The organism is Pseudomonas entomophila (assembly GCF_013523125.1).
GTDB lineage: Bacteria > Pseudomonadota > Gammaproteobacteria > Pseudomonadales > Pseudomonadaceae > Aquipseudomonas > Aquipseudomonas entomophila_B.
This window is the reverse complement of record NZ_JAAMQJ010000055.1, coordinates 1-23789: the sequence shown is the minus strand read 5'-3', so window position 1 is coordinate 23789 and position 23789 is coordinate 1. Positions and strand designations below refer to the sequence as shown.

19 protein-coding genes and 1 riboswitch are annotated in these 23789 nt (G+C 66.2%); of the genes, 11 read left to right on the top strand and 8 right to left on the bottom strand.

The window, feature by feature from the left end; translation table 11 throughout:
• Positions 1 to 201 precede the first annotated feature (201 nt).
• From G7007_RS20320 to G7007_RS20310, 3 genes are read right to left on the bottom strand one after another with little or no spacing between them, the layout of a single operon-like run.
• A complete protein-coding gene (locus tag G7007_RS20320; protein WP_181104665.1) occupies positions 202 to 1287 on the bottom strand; it encodes a lipocalin-like domain-containing protein in 1086 nt (361 codons plus the stop codon).
• A complete protein-coding gene (locus G7007_RS20315; protein WP_181104664.1) occupies positions 1277 to 3733 on the bottom strand; it encodes an FtsX-like permease family protein in 2457 nt (818 codons plus the stop codon). Before G7007_RS20315 ends, G7007_RS20320 begins: the two co-directional genes overlap by 11 nt.
• Positions 3730 to 4398 carry an ABC transporter ATP-binding protein gene (locus G7007_RS20310; protein WP_181104662.1) on the bottom strand — a complete coding sequence of 223 codons (669 nt, stop codon included), beginning with the start codon at positions 4396 to 4398 and terminating at the stop codon, positions 3730 to 3732. The genes G7007_RS20315 and G7007_RS20310 overlap by 4 nt, the downstream gene beginning before the upstream one ends.
• Before the next feature lie 197 nt (positions 4399 to 4595).
• Here G7007_RS20310 and G7007_RS20305 point away from each other — a divergent pair, with 197 nt between their 5' ends.
• Together G7007_RS20305 and G7007_RS20300 are read left to right on the top strand one after the other, a co-directional pair.
• On the top strand, positions 4596 to 6716 hold the full coding sequence (locus tag G7007_RS20305; protein ID WP_181104660.1) for a TonB-dependent siderophore receptor: 2121 nt from the start codon (positions 4596 to 4598) through the stop codon (positions 6714 to 6716).
• Between the two features lie 86 nt (positions 6717 to 6802).
• Positions 6803 to 7858, top strand: a complete 1056-nt coding sequence (locus G7007_RS20300; protein WP_181104671.1) for a HEAT repeat domain-containing protein — start codon at positions 6803 to 6805, stop codon at positions 7856 to 7858.
• A gap of 81 nt (positions 7859 to 7939) precedes the next feature.
• On the opposite strand, the gene G7007_RS20295 is transcribed toward G7007_RS20300, so the two are convergent.
• Complete coding sequence (locus G7007_RS20295; protein WP_181104669.1) at positions 7940 to 8377, bottom strand: nucleoside deaminase; 438 nt, start codon at positions 8375 to 8377, stop codon at positions 7940 to 7942.
• Positions 8378 to 8623: 246 nt separating this feature from the next.
• On the opposite strand from G7007_RS20295, the gene G7007_RS20290 reads away from it, so the two are divergent.
• Entirely contained in the window at positions 8624 to 9445 is an 822-nt protein-coding gene (locus G7007_RS20290; protein ID WP_181104658.1) for a CSS-motif domain-containing protein, read from the top strand.
• Here the strand turns inward: G7007_RS20290 and hppD are convergent.
• A complete protein-coding gene (hppD, locus tag G7007_RS20285) occupies positions 9430 to 10518 on the bottom strand; it encodes a 4-hydroxyphenylpyruvate dioxygenase (RefSeq protein ID WP_181104656.1) in 1089 nt (362 codons plus the stop codon). The genes G7007_RS20290 and hppD overlap by 16 nt on opposite strands.
• A gap of 294 nt (positions 10519 to 10812) precedes the next feature.
• On the opposite strand from hppD, the gene G7007_RS20280 reads away from it, so the two are divergent.
• Both G7007_RS20280 and rarD read left to right on the top strand, forming a co-directional pair.
• Positions 10813 to 12399, top strand: a complete 1587-nt coding sequence (locus G7007_RS20280; protein WP_181104654.1) for an EAL domain-containing protein — start codon at positions 10813 to 10815, stop codon at positions 12397 to 12399.
• 30 nt (positions 12400 to 12429) lie between these two features.
• Positions 12430 to 13317: an EamA family transporter RarD gene (rarD, locus tag G7007_RS20275; protein ID WP_181104653.1), complete on the top strand. Its 888-nt coding sequence runs from the start codon at positions 12430 to 12432 to the stop codon at positions 13315 to 13317.
• Here the strand turns inward: rarD and G7007_RS20270 are convergent.
• Positions 13280 to 14851: a TerC family protein gene (locus G7007_RS20270; protein WP_181104651.1), complete on the bottom strand. Its 1572-nt coding sequence runs from the start codon at positions 14849 to 14851 to the stop codon at positions 13280 to 13282. The genes rarD and G7007_RS20270 overlap by 38 nt on opposite strands.
• A gap of 263 nt (positions 14852 to 15114) precedes the next feature.
• Entirely contained in the window at positions 15115 to 17340 is a 2226-nt protein-coding gene (locus G7007_RS20265; RefSeq protein WP_181104649.1) for a TonB-dependent siderophore receptor, read from the bottom strand.
• A 178-nt stretch (positions 17341 to 17518) separates the two neighbouring features.
• Positions 17519 to 17709: riboswitch (cobalamin riboswitch) on the top strand.
• A gap of 125 nt (positions 17710 to 17834) precedes the next feature.
• Between G7007_RS20265 and G7007_RS20260 the strand changes: the two genes are divergently transcribed.
• The 5 genes from G7007_RS20260 to G7007_RS20240 are packed head-to-tail and all read left to right on the top strand — an operon-like array spanning position 17835 to position 22449.
• A complete protein-coding gene (locus tag G7007_RS20260) occupies positions 17835 to 18848 on the top strand; it encodes an ABC transporter substrate-binding protein (RefSeq protein WP_181104647.1) in 1014 nt (337 codons plus the stop codon).
• Positions 18845 to 19861, top strand: a complete 1017-nt coding sequence (locus G7007_RS20255; RefSeq protein ID WP_181104645.1) for a FecCD family ABC transporter permease — start codon at positions 18845 to 18847, stop codon at positions 19859 to 19861. Before G7007_RS20260 ends, G7007_RS20255 begins: the two co-directional genes overlap by 4 nt.
• Positions 19858 to 20649, top strand: a complete 792-nt coding sequence (locus G7007_RS20250) for an ABC transporter ATP-binding protein (protein ID WP_181104642.1) — start codon at positions 19858 to 19860, stop codon at positions 20647 to 20649. Before G7007_RS20255 ends, G7007_RS20250 begins: the two co-directional genes overlap by 4 nt.
• A 13-nt stretch (positions 20650 to 20662) precedes the next feature.
• Positions 20663 to 21103 (top strand): pseudoazurin, encoded by a 441-nt coding sequence (locus G7007_RS20245; protein WP_181104640.1) that lies wholly within the window; start codon positions 20663 to 20665, stop codon positions 21101 to 21103.
• Positions 21104 to 21126: 23 nt separating this feature from the next.
• A complete protein-coding gene (locus G7007_RS20240; protein WP_181104667.1) occupies positions 21127 to 22449 on the top strand; it encodes an OprD family porin in 1323 nt (440 codons plus the stop codon).
• A gap of 22 nt (positions 22450 to 22471) precedes the next feature.
• Here G7007_RS20240 and G7007_RS20235 read toward each other — a convergent pair whose 3' ends face one another.
• Positions 22472 to 22972, bottom strand: coding sequence for a GNAT family N-acetyltransferase (locus G7007_RS20235; RefSeq protein ID WP_181104638.1), 501 nt, complete (start codon positions 22970 to 22972; stop codon positions 22472 to 22474).
• Between the two features lie 132 nt (positions 22973 to 23104).
• Here G7007_RS20235 and G7007_RS20230 point away from each other — a divergent pair, with 132 nt between their 5' ends.
• Positions 23105 to 23581: a hypothetical protein gene (locus G7007_RS20230; RefSeq protein ID WP_181104636.1), complete on the top strand. Its 477-nt coding sequence runs from the start codon at positions 23105 to 23107 to the stop codon at positions 23579 to 23581.
• Positions 23582 to 23789: the final 208 nt, after the last annotated feature.

The following is a 23789-nucleotide window of genomic DNA, read 5'->3' as shown; positions in this document are numbered from 1 at the left end:
GGAAGAGCGCGATGAATCAATTTGCGATTCTGTACGGAGATCGATTTATCAGGCCGACCTGGTAAAAGCACGGCCTGCCTCACGGCAGGCCGTTATCGGCCCGAACACAAAAAATCTGACAGTCTCCGCCTCCAGCAAGAACGCGGGGTACTTCAGCACCGCCCAGGCCTGTCCTAGACAAGCGTCACGCCCCTGCAATCATCAGCCGCCACCCGTTCCATACCCCGTCATCTCCAGATACCCCTCGCCTCCCGCACCGCCCACCACCCGTACCGGCCCCTCCCAATACGGAAACCGGGTCTGCATCCAGGCCTGGGGTTCGATCGCCTGCACCTGCACGTCCAGGCCCCGTTCGGCCAGGCGCAGCCGCCAGCGCGTGGGCACGGACACGCCATTGGTCTGGCGTGTCCAGCCCACCGGCTCCAGACGCACCTGCGCACCCTCCACGGGGAAGGCCTGGCCTGTCGGGTCGATCCAGGTACCGGCCTGATAAGGCATACCCTGCGCCTCGCGCACGCGGAACAGCATCAATTTGGCCCCATCGCCCAGGTGCAGGGAAAACCAGTCCCAGCCCGACTGCCCTGCAGCCAATGGCTGGCTGCTCCATTCGCGGTCCAGCCAGGCCTTGCCGGTGACGTCGACCTGCTGCCCGTCCAGCTCGACCTGCCCCTGCACCGTGTAGAACGGCTGGCTGTAGTAGTAGGACGCCTGGCCCTGGCCAGACTTCTCGCTGTAGCCGCGATCCCCGTGCAATACCAGCGGCTTGTCGGCCCGCAAGCGCAGGTCGTAGGCGAAGTCTGTGCCCGCCGCCGTCATGCGCAGGTGATCGATGCTGCCCTCGCCCTTCAACGCCCAATCGTTGATCCAGGCCTGGAACGGCTGCGCCTCGACCCCGGCCTGGCCGATGCCACCGCGCGCGAGGGTGTCGGCCGAACGGTGACCGTGGGGTCCGGTCAGCGCGGCATTGCCCATCCACAGGTTGGGGCTGTTCCAGTCGCCGGTCTCGGCGCCGGGGCGCAGCGCCGAGCGGAACAGCGTCCACTGCACGCCCCAGTCGCGGCCCTGGGCGTCCGTGAGGTTGGCGGTCACGTACCACCACTCGATGCGAAAACCATCATGGGCACCATGGTCGCGGGGGAAGACCAGCGGCTGGCCACGGCGCACCGGTTCGAAGGCCTCGGCCTGCTGGCCCAGGCCGGCGAACCCTTTGGCCGCAGGCGGTGCGTCATCAGGGCCGCAGCCGCCGAGCAGCAGCGTCAGCATGAGCGAGACGATCCTAGCGTTCATCGGCGAATGCCCTCAGCAACTCGTTGGGTTGACGCCGGGCCAGTTGCCAGAGCGGCCAGGCACTGGCCAGCACGCTGCTCAGCAGGCCCAGCAGGGCCAGGCGCAGCAACTGATCGGGGAACACCGACAGTGGCAGGCGCCAGCCGAACGCCTGGACATTGACCACCGCCACCAGGCACCAGGCCAGCAACAGCCCCAACGGAATCGCCAGGGCGACGGTCAGCCCCCCGAGCAACACGGTCTGCCCCAGGCTCAGCCAGACCAGGTGCGTACGGCGCACGCCCAGGGCCCACAGTGGCGCCAGCTGGCTCAGCCGGGTCTGCCCCAGGGTCAGCAAGCTGATGAACAGGGCCACGGCCGCAATGCCCAGCGTCAGGCTGTTGAGCGCCGTCGTGGCCGCAAAGGTGCGGCTGAAGATCTCGGTGGACCAGCGCTTGAGCGCTGCCTGCTCGATGAGGTGCTCATCGTCCAGGGCGAAGGCGGCCTGCACGGCCGATTTGAGTGCCGATGCCTGGCCGGGCAAGGTCTGCACACCGAGGCTGGTCAAGGTGGCCGGGGGCCACAGCGTTCGCAGCGTCTTGGCTTCGAGCAGCAGGTGGCCTTTGGGGTTGCCATAGTCGGCGTAGATCCCGACCACGGCGAACGGAGGCTCGGCACCCAAAGCCACGGTGTCGCCGACCGTCACTGCGAGGCGTCGGGCCAACTGCTCGCTCAGCATCACCCCTTCGCCTTGAGTCAGGCGTTGCCAGGCGTCCGGTTCCTGCGACAGCAAGGGCCAGTGCCCACGCAATCGCGCCGGTTCGGCGACGCCTTGGGCCTGCACGGGCCAGCCTTGCACCTGGACGTCGGTGCGCCAGCTAGCCACCACCGAGGTGACCTCCGGGCGCTGGGTCAGCCAGTCGGCCAGGCGGGTGGCGTGTCGGGTGTCCTTGGGGCTGATGTACAGGTCGGCGGACAAGCGCTGGTCGAGCCAGCCCAGGAACGTGCTGCGAAACCCTTCGGTCATGCTGCCGACACCGACACTCGCCGCCAAGGCCAGCAGCAAGGCCATCAAGGCCAGGCTCAGGGCCGGCAATTGCTGACGGCTGTCGGCGATGAACCACTGGCCCAACGGCCGCCGGACCATCCGCGCAAGCCCCGCCAGACAGCCTTCGAGCAACAAGGGCAGCAGCAACGCCGCCGCCAACAGGACGGCGGCGACCAGGGCAAAGGCGCTGGGCAGGCCATGGCCGTAGCGCCAGCAAGCCAGTGCGACCATGACCAGCCCGACGGCGACCAGGCCCTGGCGCTTGAGCCAGGGCAGTTGCGCCAGGCGCCAGGCTTGAGGCCGGGCCAGGGCCAGCAAGGGCAGGCGCGCTGCACGGGCCACACTGCTGGCACCGGCGAGCAGCGCGCCGAGGACCGCGACCCCGATGCCGCTCAGCCACCACTGCGCAGGCAGGCTCAACTGCCGGGCCACCTGGGCGCCGTACAGCCCCTGCACGCTGGCGGCCACGTCCGGCAGCAGCAGCGTGGCCAGCCCATAGCCACTGGCAACGCCGGCAAGCCCGCCCGCCACGGCGAACAGCCCCAACTCCAAGGCCAGACCCAGCAACAGCACCCGCTGGCTCACGCCACAGGCTCGCAGGGTGCGCAGCAGCGCGCGGCGCTGTTCCAGGGCCAGGCCGATGGCGGCATGGGCGATGAACAGGCCGACCACGAAGGCCAGCAAGCCCAAGGCGGTGAGGTTGAGATGGAAACTGTCGGTGAGCCGCCCCAGGTCGCCATCGTCACCCCCCGGCTGCACGCTGACACGTTGGGCGAGCGTGTGGGACAAGGGTGGCCCTGGGTGGTTGATCAGCAGCCGCGACAGCTGGCCGGGCATGCGCAGCAGCGTCTGGGCCTGGCCAATGTCCATGACCAGCACCCCTGGGGCCAGGTCGGGCTCGAGCCTGAAGGGCGGCAGCGCCTGACCCTGCAGGTCATGGGCCGTCTCACCGGGCGCGAGCGCCAGGACGTGCCAGGTATCCGGGGCGATCAGGGTCTGCCCCGGCGCATTGATGAAGGCCTGCACATCGAAGTCCTGCAAGCGCTGACCGGCCACGCGTGCGTCGCCTGGTTGGCTGAGCGGGTCGATCCCGATCACCCGAAGCTCATGGGGCGTCGGGCCGGCGATGCTCAGGCGTCCCTCCAAGAGCGGCGTGACGTCCCAGCCCAGCCTGCGCAGCTGCACGTACAGCGCCTGGTCCAGGCGTTGTCCATCGCGTGCCACCAGCCGCGCCTGGGTCGAACTGCTGAGCACGGCGCTGGCGCGCGCATAATCGCTGCGCGCCTGAGCATTGAGCGCCTGAACTCCGGTCCAGAGCGCCGTGGCCAGCCACAGACCGGTGAAGATCGCCATGCCTTGCAGGCGATGGCGGCGCCAATGGCTCAGCAAGGCCTGGAGGGTGATCAGCCAGGTGCTCATCGCGCAGGCCCGTCGCACACTTGCCCGGCCTGCAGCCAGCATTGGCGCTGCAGGCGGCTGGCCAGACGCTGGCTGTGGGTCACCATCAGCACGCTGCTGCCCGCCTCATCGACCAGTTGCAGCAGCAGCGCCAGCACCTCGTCGCTGCTCGCCTCGTCCAGGCTGCCGGTCGGCTCGTCGGCCAGCAGCAGGGGCGGCTTGCTAGCCAGCGCCCGGCCGATGGCGACCCGTTGTTGTTGCCCCCCGGAAAGTTGCTCGGGATAACGCTCCAGCAGCGCACCGAGCCCCAGGCGATGCACCAGGTGCGCGGTCCAGCGGGCGTCGTAGCGTCTGGCCAGGCGCGCCTGAAAGGTCAGGTTGGCGGCGACGTCCAGGCTGCTGAGCAGGTTGTACTGTTGGAACACCAGGCCGATGTCTTCGCGGCGCCAGCGCGCCAGGGCGGCTTCGGAGCGGCCGTCCAGGGGGACGCCGTCGATCAGCACACGGCCCTGGTCGGCGCGATCCAGGCCGGCGATCAGGTGCAGCAGGGTGCTCTTTCCGCTGCCGGACTCGCCCATCAGCGCCAGGCTTTCACGCGGGCCCATGGTCAGGTCCACGCCACGCAGAACAGGCAGGTCGCCCTGGGCGGTGCCGAAGGATTTGTACAAGCGTTCGACGATGAGCATGGCAAGGGTGTCCCTGGGTTGAGGCATCTGGGCGGCGGGGCGACCAGGCCATCGGGTGTGCTGCTATGACAGCGTCCGAACGACACGGGTGCAATTGGATAAACGAATTGCAAATACGAATCGTTGGCAGATAGTATGCGCCACCTTTTTCAATGCGCCTTGTCGCCGCGCTCCGTGTTCCCTGGTTCGAGACCTCCATGACCCGCTCTTCGTCGAAACCCCTCGCCGTCCCCTGCGCCTTATGCTCTGCTGTTCTGGGCGTCAGCCTGGCCTGGGCCGTCCCGGTGCGCGCCGCCCAACCTGCGATCGTTGACCTGCCGGCCAGCACGGTGGACGCCGACTCCGTGCAGCATGAGGCCGAGGCGTTCACGCCGGCGACGGCCCAGGTCGCCCAATCGTCCCTGCCCTTGGCCGAGACGCCTCGCAGCGTGCAGGTCGTGTCGCGCACCGTGCTGGACAGTCAACAGGCGATGGGCCTGGCCGACGCCCTGAAGAATGTGCCGGGCGTCACCGCCGGGCAGTACGGTCGGCGCGGCTGGGACGATCTGATCATCCGCGGCCAGGTGGCCTCGGACTCGTTGTTCGTCGACGGCCTGCGCACGGGCGTGTCCAATCGGGTGGCCGAGCAGATCGCCGGCTTCGAGCAGGTCGAAGTGCTCAAGGGGCCAGCGTCGCTGGAATATGGCCTGGTGTTGCCAGGCGGCGTGGTGAACATGGTGAGCAAGCGGCCGCGCCTAGAGCCGTTCGCCACCTTCGGCCTGAGCTACGGCAGCGACGACCTGCGCCAGGGCACCTTCGATGTCGGCACGCCCTTGTCCGACACAGGCAAGGCTGCCCTGCGGGTCAACGGCCTGCTGTCCAACGCCAACGACGACACCGACCATGTCTGGTTCAAGAACCAGTACATCGCACCCTCGCTGACCCTCGACCTGGGCCCGGACACCGACTTCACCGTGCTCGCCAGTCACCAGGACCGCCAGTACCTGCGCCAGCAGGGCCTGCCATTGTCCGGCTCGATCGATGGCAACCCCAACGGCGACCTGCCCCGCCGCCGTTTCACCGGTGAGCCGGACCAGGACCCGTACCACGGCGTCTCCAACCGCATCGGCTACAGCCTGGCGCATCGCTTCGGCGACGGCTGGACCTTCAACCAGAACCTGCGCTGGCAGACCTACCGCCTGGACGGGCAACTGGTCGCCAATGGTCGCCTGCAGGCCGACGACCGCACGCTGGCGCGCACGGCCCAGACCCAGCATTTCGACGGCGACACCCTGAGCCTGGACAACAACCTGCAGCGGGTCTTCGAGACCGCCTGGGGCGCCCATGACCTGACCTTCGGCGTCGACTACCTGCGCAGCCGGGAAAGCAACCGTACCGTCACCTGCAAAGTGGGCAGCCTGAACGTCTACGCGCCACGCTATGGCCAGGCCATCACCTGCCCGGCGACGCCGCGCACCTGGACCGACACCACGGTGCGCATGGTCGGCAGCTACCTGCGCGACAGCTACCAGATCGACGACCGCTGGCTGGTCACGGCCGGCCTGCGGCATGACCACAGCGACACCTATGGTGACAACCACCTCACCGACCGTCGCACCAGCAGCCCGGCCAGCGCCACCACCGGTGCGGTCGCGGTGATGTACGAGCTGCTGCCGAACGTGCGTCCCTACCTGAGCTTCGCCACCTCGTTCTACCCGAACACGGGCACGGATGTCGCCGGCAAGACCTTCGAGCCGGAAAAGGGCCGCCAGTGGGAAGCCGGGGTGAAGTTCGACCTGGTGCCGGGCAGTACCTTGCTGACCGTCGCCGCCTTCGACCTGCGTCGGCAGAACGTGCTGCAGGACGACCCGCTCAACGATGGCTTCAGCGTGGCCATCGGCGAGCAGCGCACCCAGGGCGCCGAGCTGGAGCTGACCGCCGACCTGAACGATCGGCTCAGCCTGCTGGCCGGCTACGCCTACACCTGGGCCATCATCACCGACGACGGCGACCAGCAGCCCTCGACCGTGGGCGATCGCCTGGCCAACGTGCCGCGCCACAGCGCGAACCTGTTCGCCCGCTACCGTTTCGATGGCTCGCCACTGGGCTGGGAGGTCAACGGCGGCCTCAATGCGGTCGGCGAACGCTACACCAATGGCTACTCATTGCCCGGCTATGCGGTGGTCGACGCCGGGATCGCCTATGGCACGCCACACTGGCGCACCGCGTTGAACGTCAAGAACCTGTTCGACCAGCACTACTATGCCGGGGGCCTGGCCCAGGCCGTTGCGCTGGGCAACGACCGTACGGCGGTGATGTCGGTCACCTACCGCTACTGAGCCTTCCGGGAGCGCTGCGGGTCGAGATCTTGCGTCGCCGTGCATTCTGGCCCAAGCTCGACGTTCCGCTCAGGCTGGGTCGTCCGATGTCACCGCGCTACCGTTTGCTGATCGCCGTTTCGCTCCTGGTCATCGTGCCAGGGGTGCTCGGTTATCTGTGGCACGAACCGCCCGCCCCTGCACCCCGTGTGCCACCGCACAGCTATCACCAGGCACTGCGTCAGGCGCACCAAGGCCAGCCGGGTGCGGCACGGGTGCTGTATCAGCAACTGCAACGTGCCGACCTGGCGCCCGACCGACAGGTGGCCTTGCTTGCCGAACTGCCTCACTACCCTTCGCCCCAGGCCTTGAAGCTCGCGCAGGATGCCCTCGAGGATGCCGATCCCGGCGTGCGTCAGGCCGCTATTCTCAGCGTCCGTGGCTTGCTCTCGGACTCGCAACGCAGCCTGGTGCTGGGCCCCTTGCTGGACGACGACGAGCAGTCGGTCCGCTTCGCCGCCGTGGATGCATTGCTGGGGCTGGCGCCGGACGACATCGGCGTGTACTTCGGCCCGCTTCAGGAGGTGCTGGAGCAGTACCAGCAGGTGCTCGAGCAGCAGCCCGAGCAGCCTGCCGCGCAAGTCCATCTGGCACGCCTGTACCTGCACGAACGCGCCTTCGATGCAGCGGCCAAAGCCCTGGATCGCGCCCTGGCACGAGAGGCTGAGAATCTGGACGCCCTGATACAGCGAGTTCGGCTGCTGGAGGGCCGAGGCCAACAGGACGCCTCGCGGCAAGTGCTGGCCGAGGCGCTGGTCCGCCACCCGGACGCGGCCGTGCTGCAATATGAACTCGGTCGCTGGTTGCGGCGTCACGACCAGGACGAATACGCCTTGCTGGCCTTCTCACGTGCGGTCGAACTGGGGCCGCGCAACCCCGACTATCGGTATGCCCTGGCCACGACCCTACACCGCCTGGACCAGGTGGAGGCGGCGCAGAAACAGCTCGAGACCCTCGTCGATCAACAACCGGCCAACCGCAAGGCCCGGGTACTGTTGATCCAGTACTGGAAGGAAACCGGGCAGTTGCAGAACGTTCAGGTCCTGCTGGCGCAACTGGAGCAGCAGAACCCGGACGACCCACTGGTGCAGCAGGGTCTGTGACCTTCCTGATGCGCCAGGCGCAGAAGGGCCTGTACCCAGGATCATCACGCCAAGCCCTGCGAGGGCCTGATGTACCCGCTGTCAGTGGCCGATGTCTTCGTGCCACAACGTCGGGTCGCGTTCGATGAAGGCGTTCATCAACGCTCGACAGGTGTCGTCGTTCAAGACCTCCACCTCGACTCCACGGCTACGTAACAATGACTCTTCGCCCAGGAACGTCTGGTGTTCTCCCACGATGACCTTGGGTATGCCATAGAGCAGGATGGCGCCACTGCACATGGCGCAAGGCGACAGGGTGGTATAAAGCGTGGATTCCCGATACACCTCGGCACGCTGACGGCCGGCATTTTCCAGCGCGTCCATTTCGCCGTGCAGCACGGCGCTGCCTGCCTGTACGCGGCGGTTGTGCCCACGGCCGATGATCCTGCCCCGGTGGACCAACACCGAACCGATGGGGATGCCGCCTTCGTCGAACCCTGCGCGGGCCTCGTCGATCGCAGCCTGCATGAACGGATCCAGGGTCGATGGCTTTGACATGGGAGACGCCTCGTTCGATGAGAAGAAGTCACGAGGCTAGCACAGACCCTCATCGTCCTGTCGTGATGGAGAAACCTACGGCAAGCCAGGTCAGGTCGAGGTCCGACAGCATGCTGTGTAAAACCCGGGCACGCGACGGCGTAATAGCCTACAGCCGACCTCCTCTGCCCTGCCTAAGCTAGTGCAGATTCTCGTTCAGCCCCGACCCTCACGCGAGCGACTCGAGCCATGCATAGACTTTCCGCCGGACGCATTCTGCTGGACTTGCTGCTGACCCTCACCATTAGCGCCATCCCGATCGCCTGCGGAGTCGTGATGATGATCTTCCAGCTAGAGGCCAAGCTTAACGAGGACGTCAAGGTGTCGCTCAACGAGGCCATCTACGCGGTCGACAAGGTGATCGACGGGCTGCATGACGCCAGCGCCAGGGCGTTGTATCTGACCGACCGGCCCTGCGCCGAAAGCCTGCCTGAACTGAGCGCCCTGGCTTCGGGCAACCCCCTGTTGCGTTCGTTGGTACTGACGCGCAATGGCACCGTCAGTTGCAGCAGCCTTCGCGGTACCCAGGTCGATCGTGTCGACCTCACACAGCTACACGGCGAACGTCTGGGTCTGGCGTTCGGCTCGCAATCGTCGCCAGGGCTGCCCGTACTTGCCTACACCCTCAACATGGGCGAAACGAGCGTCGTCGCCACAGCCTATGCAAGCGTGTTGATCAGCGAGTTGTCGGGTTTCCAGAACCAGTCGATCCTGATCGTACGCATTGGCGAGGCCAGGGTCTGGGCCTCGGGAAGTAGCGCTGGGGAAACCGGGGTGCCTGTGATGAATGAGCGAGGCCGCAAAACATCGGCCAAGTACGGTTATACGATCCACGTGGGTTACCCCCCTGGCCACCTGGGCCAGGAGGTACGCTCGATGTTTTCCACCGTCCTGCCTTCGCTACTGCTGGTCGGCCTGCTGACTGCCAGCGTGACTTATTGGAGCCTGTATCGCAAGGAGCAGGAAGTGCGCCGTGCATCGAGACGCCGCGCCTCTCACGAGGACGCTTGACCGGCCTCCAGGACGCCGCGCCGCACTTGGTCCCGCTCGATGGATTCGAACAGCGCCTTGAAGTTGCCTTCGCCAAACCCATCGTCACCCTTGCGCTGGATGAACTCGAAGAAGACCGGACCCAGCAGCGTCTCGGAGAAAATCTGCAGGAGCAGGCGCCGGTCGCCCTGCTCCGACGCTCCGTCGAGCAGGATCCCGCGCGACTGCAGCGCCTCGACCGGTTCGCCATGGCCGGGCAGACGCCCTTCGAGCATTTCGTAATAGGTCTGCGGCGGCGCAGTCATGAAGCGCATCCCCAGGGACTTCAACGCATCCCAGGTGGCGACCAGGTCCTCGGTGAGAAACGCGACGTGCTGGATGCCCTCGCCATTGAACTGCATCAGGAATTCTTCGATCTGGCCGGCACCGCGCGAAGACTCCTCGTTCAGCGGGATGCGCACCAGGCCATCGGGTGCCGTCATGGCCTTTGAGGTCAGGCCGGTGTATTCGCCCTTGATGTCGAAGTAACGGATCTCGCGGAAGTTGAACAGCTTTTCGTAGAAGTTCGCCCAGTACGCCATGCGCCCCCGGTAGACGTTGTGCGTCAGGTGGTCGATGGTGGTGAGGCCGGCCCCGGCCGGGTGCCGATCGACGCCCTCGAGGAAGGTGAAATCGATGTCGTAGATCGAGCTGCCTTCCTCGAATCGGTCGATCAGGTACAGCGGCGCACCGCCGATGCCCTTGATCGCCGGCAGGCGCAGCTCCATGGGCCCGGTGTCGATCTCGACCGGCTGGGCACCCAGTTCGAGGGCCCGTGCGTAGGCCTGGTGGGCGTTGCGCACGCGAAACGCCATGCCACAGACCGACGGGCCATGTTCGGCGGCGAAGTAGGACGCGATGCTCTTGGGTTCGTTGTTGAGGATCAGGTTGATCCCCCCCTGGCGATACAGGTGCACCTGCTTGGAGCGGTGGGTAGCGACCAAGGTGAAGCCCATGGCCTGGAAGACCGGCTCCAGGACGCCAGGGGTGGGTGAAGCGAATTCGATGAACTCGAAGCCCATCAAGCCCATCGGATTGTCGAATAGATCGGCCATGTGTGTACTCTCATCGGTGGCAAGCAAGGAAGGGTTGCTATGGAGCGCGGTGATGAGTCACAGGAGGCGCGCAGGAGATGCCCCTGACGCTGCGGGAAAGGAAGTCGCCGAAGAGCAGTCTGAAACCGTCGCATGCCATGGCATCGGTTCTCGGTGGGGGCGTGCCCGAACGGCGCGCCTTGTTATTGTATTCGTAACCTAATTCTATCTGGCGTAAAGGCGTTTGTCGTCCTGCTTTCTAAGGCTGAAACGGTTATCCTCGAAACCTGCTGTCCACCGCACAGGTAGAGCGTCATGCCCCTCACCGTCAAACGCGCTGGTCGCTGGAGCTGGCGAACCCTGTTGCCCTGGCTGGTCGGCCTGGCGCCGCTGCTGTGTGGTCTGGTCGTCATGCACTGGCAGACCCAGGCCGAACTGCGCGCCCTGAGCCAGTCGACGGCCACCCAGGCGGCCCGTGAAATCGACGCCATGCTCGATCAGCTCGATGACGCCACCCGGGTGCTCCTGCCGCTGGCCGGCCAGCCCTGCGATCGGGTCAGCCAGGCGTTACGCCAGCAGGTGACCAGCCATGCCTTCATTCGCTCGACCAACCTGGGCTGGCACGACACGCTGTACTGCACGTCTCTGATGGGTCACTTCAAGGAGTCGATCGACGTCACCCGCTACGTCGATGGCCGCTTGCTGTTGATGCCGGGTAACGACGTCACACCCAGCCACCCCGTGCTGGTCTATCGCGCCGGCGCCGACGCACGCAGCGTGCTGGTGGGACTGGACGGCCAGCACCTGGTGCTGATCCTGCGCCTGCTGGGCGCCGAGACCGAATTGTCCGTGTGGATCGGTGGAGACTGGCTGGACCAGCATGGCCTGGTGAGGCCCCCGCCCTTCCCGACACCGCCCGTGGCAGCGGTACAGGTGCATTCGATCCGGTACCCATTCATCGTCAGCGCCGGCTTCGGCGCCGGCAAGGTCGGCGAGCGCATGCGCGATCACTATCCGCCGATCCTGGGCCTGCTGCTGATGTTGGGTGCGTTGTGCGGTGCGGTCTGCCATTGGCAGTTGCGCAAGGTGCACTCGCCCCGGGCCGAGCTGCAGCGCGCGATGAACGCGGAGGAGTTCGTGCCGTTCCTGCAGCCCCTGGTCGACAGCACGCAGGGGCATTGGGTCGGCGCCGAGGTCTTGCTGCGTTGGCGACACCCGCGCGAGGGGCTGGTGGGGCCCGAGCTGTTCATCCCCTACGCCGAACACAGCGGGCAGATCGTCGAGATGACCCAGCACATGATGACGAGTCTGGCGCGGAAACTGGCGTCCTATGCCAATCACCTGAGCGACGGTTTTCATATCGGCATCAACATCACCGCCGATCACTGCCAGGACCTGCGCCTGGTGCACGACTGCCGGGCATTCCTGGCGCAGTTTCCTCCTGGACGCGTGGTGCTGAACCTGGAGCTCACCGAGCGCAAGCTGCTACGTGCCAGCCCGGTCACCCTGGCGCTGTTCGAACAGTTGCATAGGCTGGGCGTGACCATCGCCCTCGACGACTTCGGCACCGGCCAGTCGAGTCTGGCCTACCTGCGTCAGTTCCAGGTGGATTACCTGAAGATCGACCGTGGCTTCGTCGCGCTGATCGGCGGCGAGGCCTTGTCGGTACACATTCTCGACACGATCATCGAACTGTCGGCGCGGTTGGGCCTTGGCGCGATCGCCGAGGGCGTGGAGACGACAGCGCAGCGTGACTACCTGATCCAGAATGGCGTGACGCTCCAGCAAGGGTATCTGTTCGCACGTCCCATGTCGGTGGCGGCCTTCATCGACGCGATCATGCACGATAACGGTGCAACACGGTTGCCGAAGGCCACGCCCCCTGAGATCATGCCCGGCTGATCCTTCCGTCCTTCCGTTACCGAGGCGCCCGTGTCAAAAGGCATCGTTGCATCCGTCATGGCCTCCTGCCTGTTCGCCGTGATGTACTTCTATACGTCTCTCATGCACCCGCTCGATGGCGAAGAGATCTTCGGCTGGCGGACCTTGCTCACCCTGCCCTGCCTGACGGTGTTCATGCTGGTGGCCAAGGACTGGCATCGGGTCCCCGAACTGCTGGGTCGCATTCGCCAGACACCCCTCCTGCTGTTGGGCATGATCGGCACTTCGTGGCTCATGGGCATCCAGCTCTGGCTGTTTCTCTGGGCCCCCTTGCATGGGCGCAGCCTGGACGTGTCGATGGGCTACTTCCTGCTGCCGCTGACCATGGTGCTGACCGGTTTTCTGGTCTACCGCGAACGTCTGTCGCGGCTGCAGAAGGTCGCCGTGTTCTGCGCAGCGACCGGCGTGGGGCATGAGCTGTACCAGCATGGCAGCTTCGCCTGGGAGACGCTGGTGGTGATGATCGGCTACCCGATCTACTTCGTGCTGCGCCGACGCTGCCGCACCGATCACCTGGGCGGATTGTGGTGCGACATGTGCCTGCTGCTGCCATGGGCCGTGTATTTCGTGGTACAGGGGCCTTCGTCTGCCCAGGCCCTGGTCGACCGCCCGGCCCTCTACGGGCTGATCCCGCTGCTCGGGCTGATCAGCGCGTCGGCCTTGATCGCCTACGTGCTGGCCAGCCGTCTGCTGCCCTTCGGCCTGTTCGGCCTGCTCGGCTACATCGAGCCCGTGCTGCTGGTCGGCGTCGCCTTGCTGCTGGGCGAGTCCATCGGACCGGACCAGTGGCTGACCTACCTGCCGATCTGGGCCGCCGTGCTGGTCCTGGTGCTCGAAGGCGTCAGGCACCTGCTGCGTCAGCGTCGCCGCGTGGGGTGAGCCGTACCTGGCGCACGCGCCGCTCTTCGACGGCGACCACGGTCAACGACCAGCCGCCCCAGTCCAGCTGGTCGCCGACCCGTGGCAAGCGGTCCAGCAGGCTCATCACCAACCCTGCCACGGTCTGGTAGTCCTCGGTGGCACGGGCGGCGAATCCGGTGCGGGCCTGCACCTGACCAAGATTCAAGGCGCCATTGACCAGGAAGCCGTCCGTCTCCTCGACGATGCCCGGGCCTTGCACCTCGCTGGCATCCGGCAGCTCGCCGGCGATCGACTCGAGGATGTCGGTCAGCGTCAGCACACCGGTGAACTCACCGAACTCGTTGACCACGAACGCGATGTGCGTGGACTGCTGACGCATCTGCTCCAGGGCGTTGAGGATGCTGAAGCTCTCGAGCAGGTGCAGCGGCATGCGTGCCAGGGTCTCGAGCTCGGGCGTTTCCCCGGCCAGCAGGGCCTTGAGCAGTTCCTTCTTGTGCACGAAGCCCAAGGGCTCTTCGATCCGACCACCACGGATCAGCGGCAGCCGTGAATACGACGAGTTGATCAGCAGTGCGTCGATCATCTCCTTCGGCTGCGCCAAGTCGATCGCGTCGACTTCGGCGCGCACGGTCATGACGCTACGGATCGGCCGCTCGGCCAGGTTGAGCACACCACTGATCATCACCCGCTCGCGGCGGTCGAACAGCACCTGCTCCTCGCCGCCCTCGACCAGGTCGGCGATCTCTTCGTCCAGCTGGTCGGCTTCCAGGCGACGGCCGCCCATCAGGCGCAGCACCGCGTGGGCCGTGCGCTCACGCAGCGGACGCAGGCCCTGCACGCTGCGCTTGCGGCGAGCGCGCGCCAGCTGGTTGAACAGCTCGATCAGCAGCGAGAAGCCGATGGCCGCGTACAGGTAGCCTTTCGGGATGTGGAAGCCCAGGCCTTCGGCGGTCAGGCTGAAGCCGATCATCATCAAAAAGCCCAGGCACAACATGATCACGGTCGGGTGGGCATTGACGAAGCGGGTCAGCGGTTTGCTGGCGATGATCATGATGCCGATCGAGAAGATCACCGCGATCATCATCACCGACAGGTGCTCGACCATGCCCACGGCAGTGATCACCGCGTCCAGCGAGAACACCGCATCGAGCACGACGATCTGCGCCACGATGGGCCAGAAGGCCGAGTGACGGACAGGGCCGCTGGCCTGGGCGACGTGCCCTTCCAACCGCTCGTGCAGCTCCATCGTGGCCTTGAACAGCAGGAACACGCCACCGAAGAGCATGATCAGGTCGCGCCCCGAGAAACTCTTGTCCATGACCTCGAACAGCGGCGCGGTCAGCGTCACCATCCAGGAAATGCTCGCCAGCAGGCCCAGGCGCATGATCAGCGCCAGGCTCAGGCCGATCACCCGCGCGCGGTCACGCTGGTGCGGTGGCAGCTTGTCGGCGAGGATCGCGATGAACACCAGGTTGTCGATACCCAGCACCAGTTCCAGCACGATGAGCGTGGCCAGGCCCAGCCAGGCCGTGGGATCGGCTATCCATTCCATGGTCGGTCACTCGAGCGGAGGGTGTGGCGAAAGGTGTCGTGCAGACAGGACGGCGCAGGCCAGGACGGCAGGCGACTGGGAGGCTCCGGAAAGGCGTTCATAGGGACCTGGTGTGAATTTGGGAATTCGATCCTACAGATATAGCAGCAGAGTCCTACAGCGAGAAACTATTACAAAACCTGTCTTGCACGGTGGGAACAGGACGACCACTGCTGCGGGCACGTCCTGTCCTCCTGGCCTGACCGTCCGGCGGTGCCTGATCGCTACAGCGTCCAGTCCATGCTGACCATCAACGTGCGGGGTTCTCCGTGGTACACGCCGTTGTAGAACCCGACGTTGTTGTAGTACTGCCGATCGAACAAGTTCTTCACGTTCACCGATGCCGACAGGTGCTCGTCGAACCTGTAGCGGGCCATCAGCCCCACGACGGCATAGGCGCCCTGCTCGATCCGCGCCCGTTGCGTGACGGGCCGATCGCCATTGACCACGCCGGTCGGACGATTGGCCCAGCGATACTTGTCGCTCTGCCAGTCCAGGCTGCCGCCCACGGTCAGCGCCGGCAGCACCTGGTAAGTGCTCGACAGGCGCACCAGATTGAGCGGCTGCTCGGGCGTACGGCGTGTCTTCTCCGGCGTCAGGGCATGGGTATAGGCGTAGCTCGCCGTCATCTGCCAGCCCGGCAGCACCTCACCCCCGACTTCGGCTTCGAACCCCTGCACCACGATGCCCTTGCCCCCGGCGGTGTAATAGGTCTCGCCATTGGGCCCTGGCGGCACCGAGTCGTCGACCTCGGCCACGTTGTCCTGCTGGCTGCGAAACACCGCCGAGCTCAGGTGCAGACGGCCGTCGTGGAGGCTGCCCTTGAGCCCCAGTTCGTAGACTGCACCGACGATCGGCTCCAGGTACCGGCCGGACACGTCCTTTCTGGTCTGCGGTTTGAAGATGTCGGCATAGCTGGCGTACACGGTGTAGGTATCGTTCAGGTCGAACAGCACACCGGCATACGGCGTCCATTGATCGTTCTGCACCTGCCGACTGCGCGTGGTGCCCTCGACGCCGAGGTCATCCGCGTATGCCCAGCTGCGGCTGTCGGTTTCCCAGCCGCCGTAGCGGCTGCCGAGCACCAGGTGCAGGCGATCGGTCAGGTTCAGGCGCGTGGCCAAGTAGCCGGCCTTCTGTTGCAGCGTGTCACGTGTACTGTCCAGGCCCGTGTCGGCATCCTGGAATTTCGCGATCGCGCCCATGGCGCTCCAGTCGGCGATGCTGGCATAGCCGGGGGCGACCGGTGCGGCCACGAAATACGGCGAGCGGTTGCGCCGTTCCGAAGTGCCGTACCCGGCCATGAACTCATGGCGACGTCCGAGCAGCGAATACGGCCCGGCGACGTTGACGTCCATCGAGGTCATGGTCTCGTCGCCGGCGAAATGGCTGTACCAGGCCTGCATGCCGCTGCGGTCCGGACGCGGGTAGCCGTTACCGCCGTAGTACACCTTGCCGTCGACGGTGGAGTCGCGGCGGGTGAAGGCAGCCTTGAGCAACCAGTCCTCGCCCAGACGCTGGTCGAGGGTAGCGAACACCGTGTGGTCCTCCAGTGGCCAGGACGACCACGGCGCTGCCAGGTTGGTCGAGCGCGGCAGGTTGGCCCGGCTGCCATCGGCCATCCAGTAGGGCACCGTCCCCCAGGAAGCGCCTTGCACGTGCTTGTTCTGGTAGTCGTAGCCCACCGCCAGCGTGGTGCTGTCGCTCAGGTCGGCTTCGAGGATGCCGTAGGCGACTTCGCGCTGGCTGGCGTAGCTGTCCATGAACGACTGGCTGTCACGGTAGGCCAGCACCGTACGCCCCCGCAGTCGCCCGTCCCAGGCCAGCGGCCCGCCGATGTCCAGGTAGCCTCGGTAGTTGTCGTAGCTGCCGGCGCTGACGCCGGTCTTGACGGCCCATTGGTGGGTCGGGCGCTTGCGGTACAGGGCGATGGTCCCTGACGGGTCGCCCGCCCCCGTGGTCAACCCGGTCGCACCGCGCACCACCTCGATGCGGTCGTAGATCACCGTGTCGGAATCGGACTTCACACCCGAGAAGGTGTTGAGCATGCCATCGACCTGGAAATTGTCGATGACGTAGCCGCGCGCGTAGTAGCTCGGCCGCTCCGAATCGTTGCGCTGCACCGTGACGCCGGCGACCTGGGCCATGGCTTCGGACAGCGTGTCCAAGTGGAAGTCGTCCAGTTGCTGACGCGTCACCACCGACACCGACTGCGGCGTGTCCTTGATCGACAGGTCCAGGCGCGTCGCGGCGCTGGTCTGGTCGGTGGTGTACGAGCCCGTGCCTTCGGTGAGGCTGCCCAGACCGTCGGCCAGGATCTCGGTCGAGCCCAGTTCCAAGACGGCAATGTCGGTTTCGCGCTCGCGCTCCTGGGCCAGGGAAACAGGGCCGACGATGGACAGGCACAGGCCCAGGGTTAGACTCAAGGGCCGGTTGAGGGACACGCGCATGACGACGTTGCTCCGTAACGATGGATGATCTTGACTGCCGGGAGGTGGCATCGCTGGGAGAACGAAGCGCTGGTCGGATTCGTTAGCGGGCAAAATATTAGGAAATGTTGAATCGTTGCGCCGCGCCTGTTCGAGTAGGGCGCCGGTGCGTTGTGCTTGTGGTCGGGCAGCCAAGGCGTCTAAGATGCCGACCGCCGGTTTCCACCACGGAATTAATAGGGAATGCCGTACCTGCCTTGCAGGAAAACGGAACTGCCCCCGCAACTGTAGGTGCCGAGCCCGCTCCATGCGCCACTGGGATACTCCCGGGAAGGCGGAGCGAGGCCATGACGCACCAGTCAGGAGACCTGCCGGCATCCATCATTCACCAACCGGCGGGGTGTCCGGGAAGGTTATCGACACCCTGCCCCAGGGTGCAGCCCTGCGCCGTCGGCCTGGGCTGGCGATGCCTGTCCGTACGCCTTCCGGTGCGTCCTCGATAGGAGATCGCCCGCATGTTCCCACGCGTCCTCACGCTGCTCGCCGGCCTTGGCCTGGGTGGCCTGGCCCATGCCGCCAGCACCCAGTACCCGCTGACCCTGGAGAACTGCGGCGTCTCGCAGACCTTCCAGCAGGCGCCTCAACGTGCAGTGACCATCGGCCAGTCGGGGACCGAGATGCTCTATGCCCTGGGGCTGGGCGACACGTTGGTGGGCACGTCGCTGTGGTTCAACGATGTGCTGCCGGTCTACCAGGCGCAGAATGCCAAGGTCGAGCGTCTGGCCGACAACGACCCCAGCTTCGAGGCGGTGATCGGCAAGCGTCCGCAGCTGCTGGCCGTACAGCTCGCCTGGATGGTCGGCGAACAAGGTGTGGTCGGCACACGCGAGCAGTTTCACGAATTGAACATCCCTACCTACCTCATGCCGTCCGACTGCGAAGGCAAGGACAACCGGGTCGGTGCCGACGGCACGCGTCTGCAGCCCTTCCAGATCGACACGGTGTACAAGAGCATCGGCCAGCTGGCGCAGATCTTCGACGTCCAGGACCGCGGCGACGCGTTGAACCAGTCGCTCAAGACGCAGCTGGCCAACGCCCAGGCGCGCCTGGCAGGCAAGGATCTGTCGGGCACCAGCGCGCTGTTCTGGTTCTCCAGCGCGGACCTCGAGATCGACCCTTATGTCGCCGGTCGCAAGGGTATCCCTGATTTCATGCTCAACACCCTGGGGGTGCGCAACGTCGTCGAGTCCGACGAAGAGTGGCCTACCGTCGGCTGGGAAACCCTGGCCAAGGCCAACCCGACCTGGCTGGTGATCGCGCGCATGGACCGCCGCCGCTTCCCGGCCGACGATTACCAGAAGAAGCTCGACTTCCTGCGCAAGGATCCGGTGACCCGCAACATGGACGCGGTCAAGCACGACCGTATCATCGTCCTCGACGCCCATGCCATGCAGGCCAGCCTGCGCCTGTTCAGCGGCATGGATACCCTGGCCCAGGCCTTCGCCAGCGGTAAAGCGCCCCAGCCATGATGCGCTCGTTGCCCGCCGTGGCCTTCGCCCTCGCCGCTCTGGCCCTGGCGCTGCTCGCCGGTATCGCCATCGGCGAGACGCGCCTGTCGCCCAGCGTGGTCTACCACGTGCTGGCCAACCAGCTCTGGCAGGCCGGGCACGTGGTCGACCCGATCGACCAGGGCATCGTCTGGAACTACCGCCTGACCCGTACCCTGGTCGCGGCTGCCTGTGGCGCCGGGCTGGCGACCTGCGGGGTGATCCTCCAGGCGCTGCTGCGCAATCCGCTGGCCGAGCCTTACCTGCTGGGACTGTCGGCCGGCGCCTCGACCGGCGCGGTGGCCGTGGCCTTGCTCGGTCTGGGGGCCGGCGCACTGACATTGTCCGGGGGCGCCTTCGTCGGTGCCCTGGCCGCGTTCGCCCTGGTGCTGCTGCTGGCCCGTGCCAGTGGCCCGAGCGGCGCCAATGCCCAGGTGATCCTGGCCGGTATCGCCGGTTCGCAGCTGTTCAACGCGCTGACGGCATTCCTGGTGACCAAGTCGGCCAGTGCCGAGCAGGCCCGCGGCATTCTGTTCTGGCTGCTGGGCAACCTCAGCGGCGTGCGCTGGCCCTCGGTGTGGCTCGCCGTGCCGGTCGCGCTGATCGGCTTGGCGATCTGCCTGTGGTACCGCCGCGCGCTGGACGCCTTTACCTTCGGCGTGGATTCGGCGGCGTCCCTGGGCATTCCGGTGCGTCGCGTGCAATTGCTGCTGATCACCTGCGCCGCACTGGTCACCGCCGTGATGGTGTCGATCGTCGGGGCCATCGGCTTCGTCGGGCTGGTCATTCCCCACGCCCTGCGCCTGCTGCTGGGGCCGGGACACAGTCGCCTGTTGCCGGCCAGTGCCCTGGGCGGTGCGCTGTTCCTGATCGCCGCCGATATCCTTTCCCGTACCCTGATCCCCGGTCAGGTGATTCCGGTAGGCGTGGTCACCGCGCTGATCGGGGCACCGGTCTTCGCCGTGATTCTGATCAGCCGCCGGAGCCCGCGATGACCGCCATGTTTCCCCTCCTCGACACCTGTCCGCTGACCTGCCAAGGCCTGGGCTACCGTGTGCGCGACACCCAACTGCTGTACGGCGTGGACCTGGCGGTGCGGCCTGGCGAGACGCTGGGCATCGTCGGCCCGAACGGCTCGGGCAAGTCGACCTTGCTCAAGCTGCTGGCCGGCTTGCGTGCGCCGAGCAGTGGCCAGGTGACCCTGCTCGGTCAGCCCCTGGCCCGCCAGCCGCGCCGGCAGATCGCCCAGGCCCTGGCGTTGGTCGAGCAGCAGGCCGACACCCACGATGCCGTCGATGTCTTCGACGCCGTGGCGCTGGGCCGCACGCCCTGGCTGTCGGCCCTGACGCCGTTCACCGCCGACGACACGGCGATCGTCGACCAGGCCCTGGCCGATGTGGACGCCCTGCACCTGCGCCAGCGCACCTGGAGCAGCCTGTCCGGTGGTGAACGCCAGCGCGTGCACATTGCCCGCGCATTGGCCCAGCGTCCCCAGGTACTGCTGCTCGACGAGCCGACCAATCACCTGGACATCCAGCACCAGCTCGGGCTGCTGCAACAGATCCAGGCCTTGAAGGTGACCACGCTGATCGCCCTGCACGACCTCAACCAGGCTTTGACCTGCGACCGGCTGGCGGTGCTCGACAAGGGCCGCCTGGTGGCCCTGGGCGTGCCGCACGAGGTCCTTACCCCTCAGCGACTGCTCACGACGTTCGGCGTACACGCGCATTATCTGACCGACCCTTTCGACGGCGCACGCATCTTGCGTTTCCGCGCCCCCTGACCTGGACGTTTTCATGTTGCTGCGTACGCTTGCCCTGTCCCTGCTGACCACGGCCTTCGCGCCCACCGCGCTGGCCGAGGTGCATGAGGTTCACATGCTCACCCGTGGCGCAGAGGGCGCCATGGTCTACGCGCCCGATCACCTGCGCATCGCGCCGGGCGACAGCGTGCGCTTCCTGCCGACCCAGAGCGGGCACAACGCCGCCAGCCTGCCCGGTCTCTGGCCCGACGGCGCCCCGACCTTCAAGGGCCCGATCAACCAGCCGCTGACCTACACCTTCGACGTGCCAGGGCGCTACGGCATCCAGTGCATTCCGCATCTGGCCATGGGCATGGTCATGCTGATCGAGGTCGGCCCGTCGTCCACCCAGCCCCTGATCGTCCCCCCAGGATTACCGGCACGCGCCCAGGCACGCCTGACGCTTCAGGCCCAGCGCCTGGACGCGACGCCATGAAGGGTGCACACGCCTCCCTGGCCATGCTGGTTCCCCTGCTCGGACTCAGCCCGGTGGCCTGGGGCGAGGCGGCCCAGTCCCAGTCGAAGGGGTTTCTCGAGGACGGTACCTGGAGCGTGCTCAACCGCAGCGTCTTCGATCAGCGCGACTACCGGCATGGCGGTCGCAACAGTGGCGCGCGCAATGCCTACAAGCCGCGCGCCGCGCGCAATGGCCAGGCCGAAGAATGGGGCTATGGACTGATGGGGACCGTGCAGTCGGGCTTCACCCAAGGGACCGTCGGCGTGGGTGTCGACGCCCATGCCTACCTCGGGGTCAAGCTCGACAGCGGGGGCGGTCGTGCGGGCAAGGCGCGTCTGTTGGGGCTGGACAACCAGGGCCACCCCAAGGACACCTATGGCCGTGCCGGTGCCGCGCTCAAGCTGCGGTTGTCGAACAGCGTGCTCTGGTACGGCGAACAGCGGGTCAAGACACCGGTGTTCAGTACTTCGGACAGTCGCCTGCTGCCTGAGACAGCCACCGGGCTGTTTCTGGTCGGCAATGAATTCGAGGCACTCAAGTTGGTGGCAGGCCATTTCACCGAGGATGCCGACCGCAACGCCAGCAGTCATGACCAAGGGTTCGCGGTCAACTATTCCAATGCCGCGCAGGGCGATCACTTCGACCTGGCCGGCGCCGTGTACAGCCCAAGGCCCAACCTCAGCGCCAGCCTGTTCACCTCGCGTTACGAAGACACCTGGAACCAGCAGTACCTGGGCGGCAACATTGCCCATGCGCTGGACGACCAGCGCAGCCTGAGCCTGGACCTGAACCTCTACCGCACCACCGACACGGGCAAGGCCTTGTCAGGGCGTATCGACAACACCACCTGGAGCCTGGTCTCGCGCTACAGCCAGGGCCCGCACAGCGTCAGCCTCGGCTATCAACAGGTCGACGGCGACACCCCGTTCGACTACGTGAGTCGGGGCGCCATCTTCATTGGCAATGCCGTGCAGCTGTCGGACTTCAACGCGCCCAATGAGCGCTCCTGGCAAGCACGCTACGACCTGAACATGAGCGCCTATGGGGTGCCGGGCCTGAGCCTGACGGCGCTGTACGTCCGCGGTTCGGGCATCGATGGCAGCCATGTGGACCCCACCGGCGGCTATGCCTACCTCGGCTATGGCCAGGGCGGTAAGCACTGGGAGCGCGACCTGGAAGCGCGCTACGTCATCCAGACAGGCAAGGCCAAGGGCACCACCTTCTCGCTGCGGCACGACGTGCACCGGGGCAACACCGCGCAGGCCGAACTGGACAGCGACCAGCTCCGCCTGGCGGTGGAATACCCGCTGTCCGGGCCGCTCTGATCGCCGCTGGCGGACCGGTCGATCAGGCCGGTCGGCTCATGTGGGTGGTGTGCCAGAGCGGATCGTCCTCGACGTCCACCACCTCGAACCCCTGGCGCTCCCAGAAGGCGATGGCGCCCGCCAGGAACGGGTGGGTGTGCAGGTACAGGCACTCGACCCCGGCTGCACGGGCCTCCTGGCAGAGCGCGTCAAACAGACGCACGGCCAGGCCGCCCCGGCGGTAGCGAGGGTCCACGAACAGCCGGACGATCTCCACGGTGTGGCGGCCGTGATAGTCGAGCTGGGCGAAGCGGTGGTCATAGGGCAGGTAGCCGATGGCCGCGACCAGTTGTCCTTGATCCCGTGCGACCAGGAAACAGCCTGGGCCGGTGACGTAGGTGCGCTCGAACTGGGCCAGGTCGGCCGGCAGTGGTGCGTCGGTGAGCTGGGGGAACAGCGCGCGGCGCGCCTGGTCGACGAATGCACGCACCTCGTCGACGGTTTCAGGGGTGACGTGGTGCAGGGTACAGGTGGAGATGGGCATGGGGACCTGTAGGGTCGTGGGTAAGGTGTACGGTTCTATCGCACCTTGCCGGCGCTCGCAACGATGGCATGGTCGCTGGCCAGGTGGCCGAGGTACACTCGAGCCCTCCTCTCTCGCCCAAAGGGCCTGCGCATGTCGATCATGAAGAAGACCTCGCTGTTGATGCTGTTTACCGTGCTGGCCGCCTGCGACCAGTCGAGTGATCGAGAGCGGGAGATCCTGGCACAGTTGCCGATCCAGGACGCCTACGAGCACAACATCGACAAGATGGCCGAGCTGCTGGCCGGGAAGCACCCTGACGTGCCGCTGCCAACGATCGAGGAGGTGCTGCGCCGCAACCTGACCGTCGAGGACCAGCGTCAGGACCTGCTGGAGCTGTACAGCGAGAAGAATTTCAGCGACGCCGAGTTCGAGATCATCAAGGCCTCGACCCGCGACCCGGCCAAGGCCCAGGCACTGAACCAGACGCCCGAAGGGCGCCAGGTGAGCGAGAAGCTGACCCGCCTGATGGACCAGCGGGCCAACGACCCGGCGGCCAAGGCGAAGGCCGAGGCGCGGTTGCGCAAGGTGGATGCGGAGTTGGGGGCGTTGGCGAAGGGTCAGGGGTGATGGTAGCGCTGGGCCAGGGCTGATCGTTTTTCATCAAGGAAAAACGGCAGCGGGGCTGATTTTACGGCCCCTGCGGGCCCGATCGCGGCACAGGGGCCGCTTGTATGGTAGGACTTGAAGGGAGGAGGAGGGACTAGATCCGCTTCTGACTGTTCGCGCAGTACAGACCGTGGGAGATTTCGCCCCTCCTCCCTTCACCCAAGCGCCG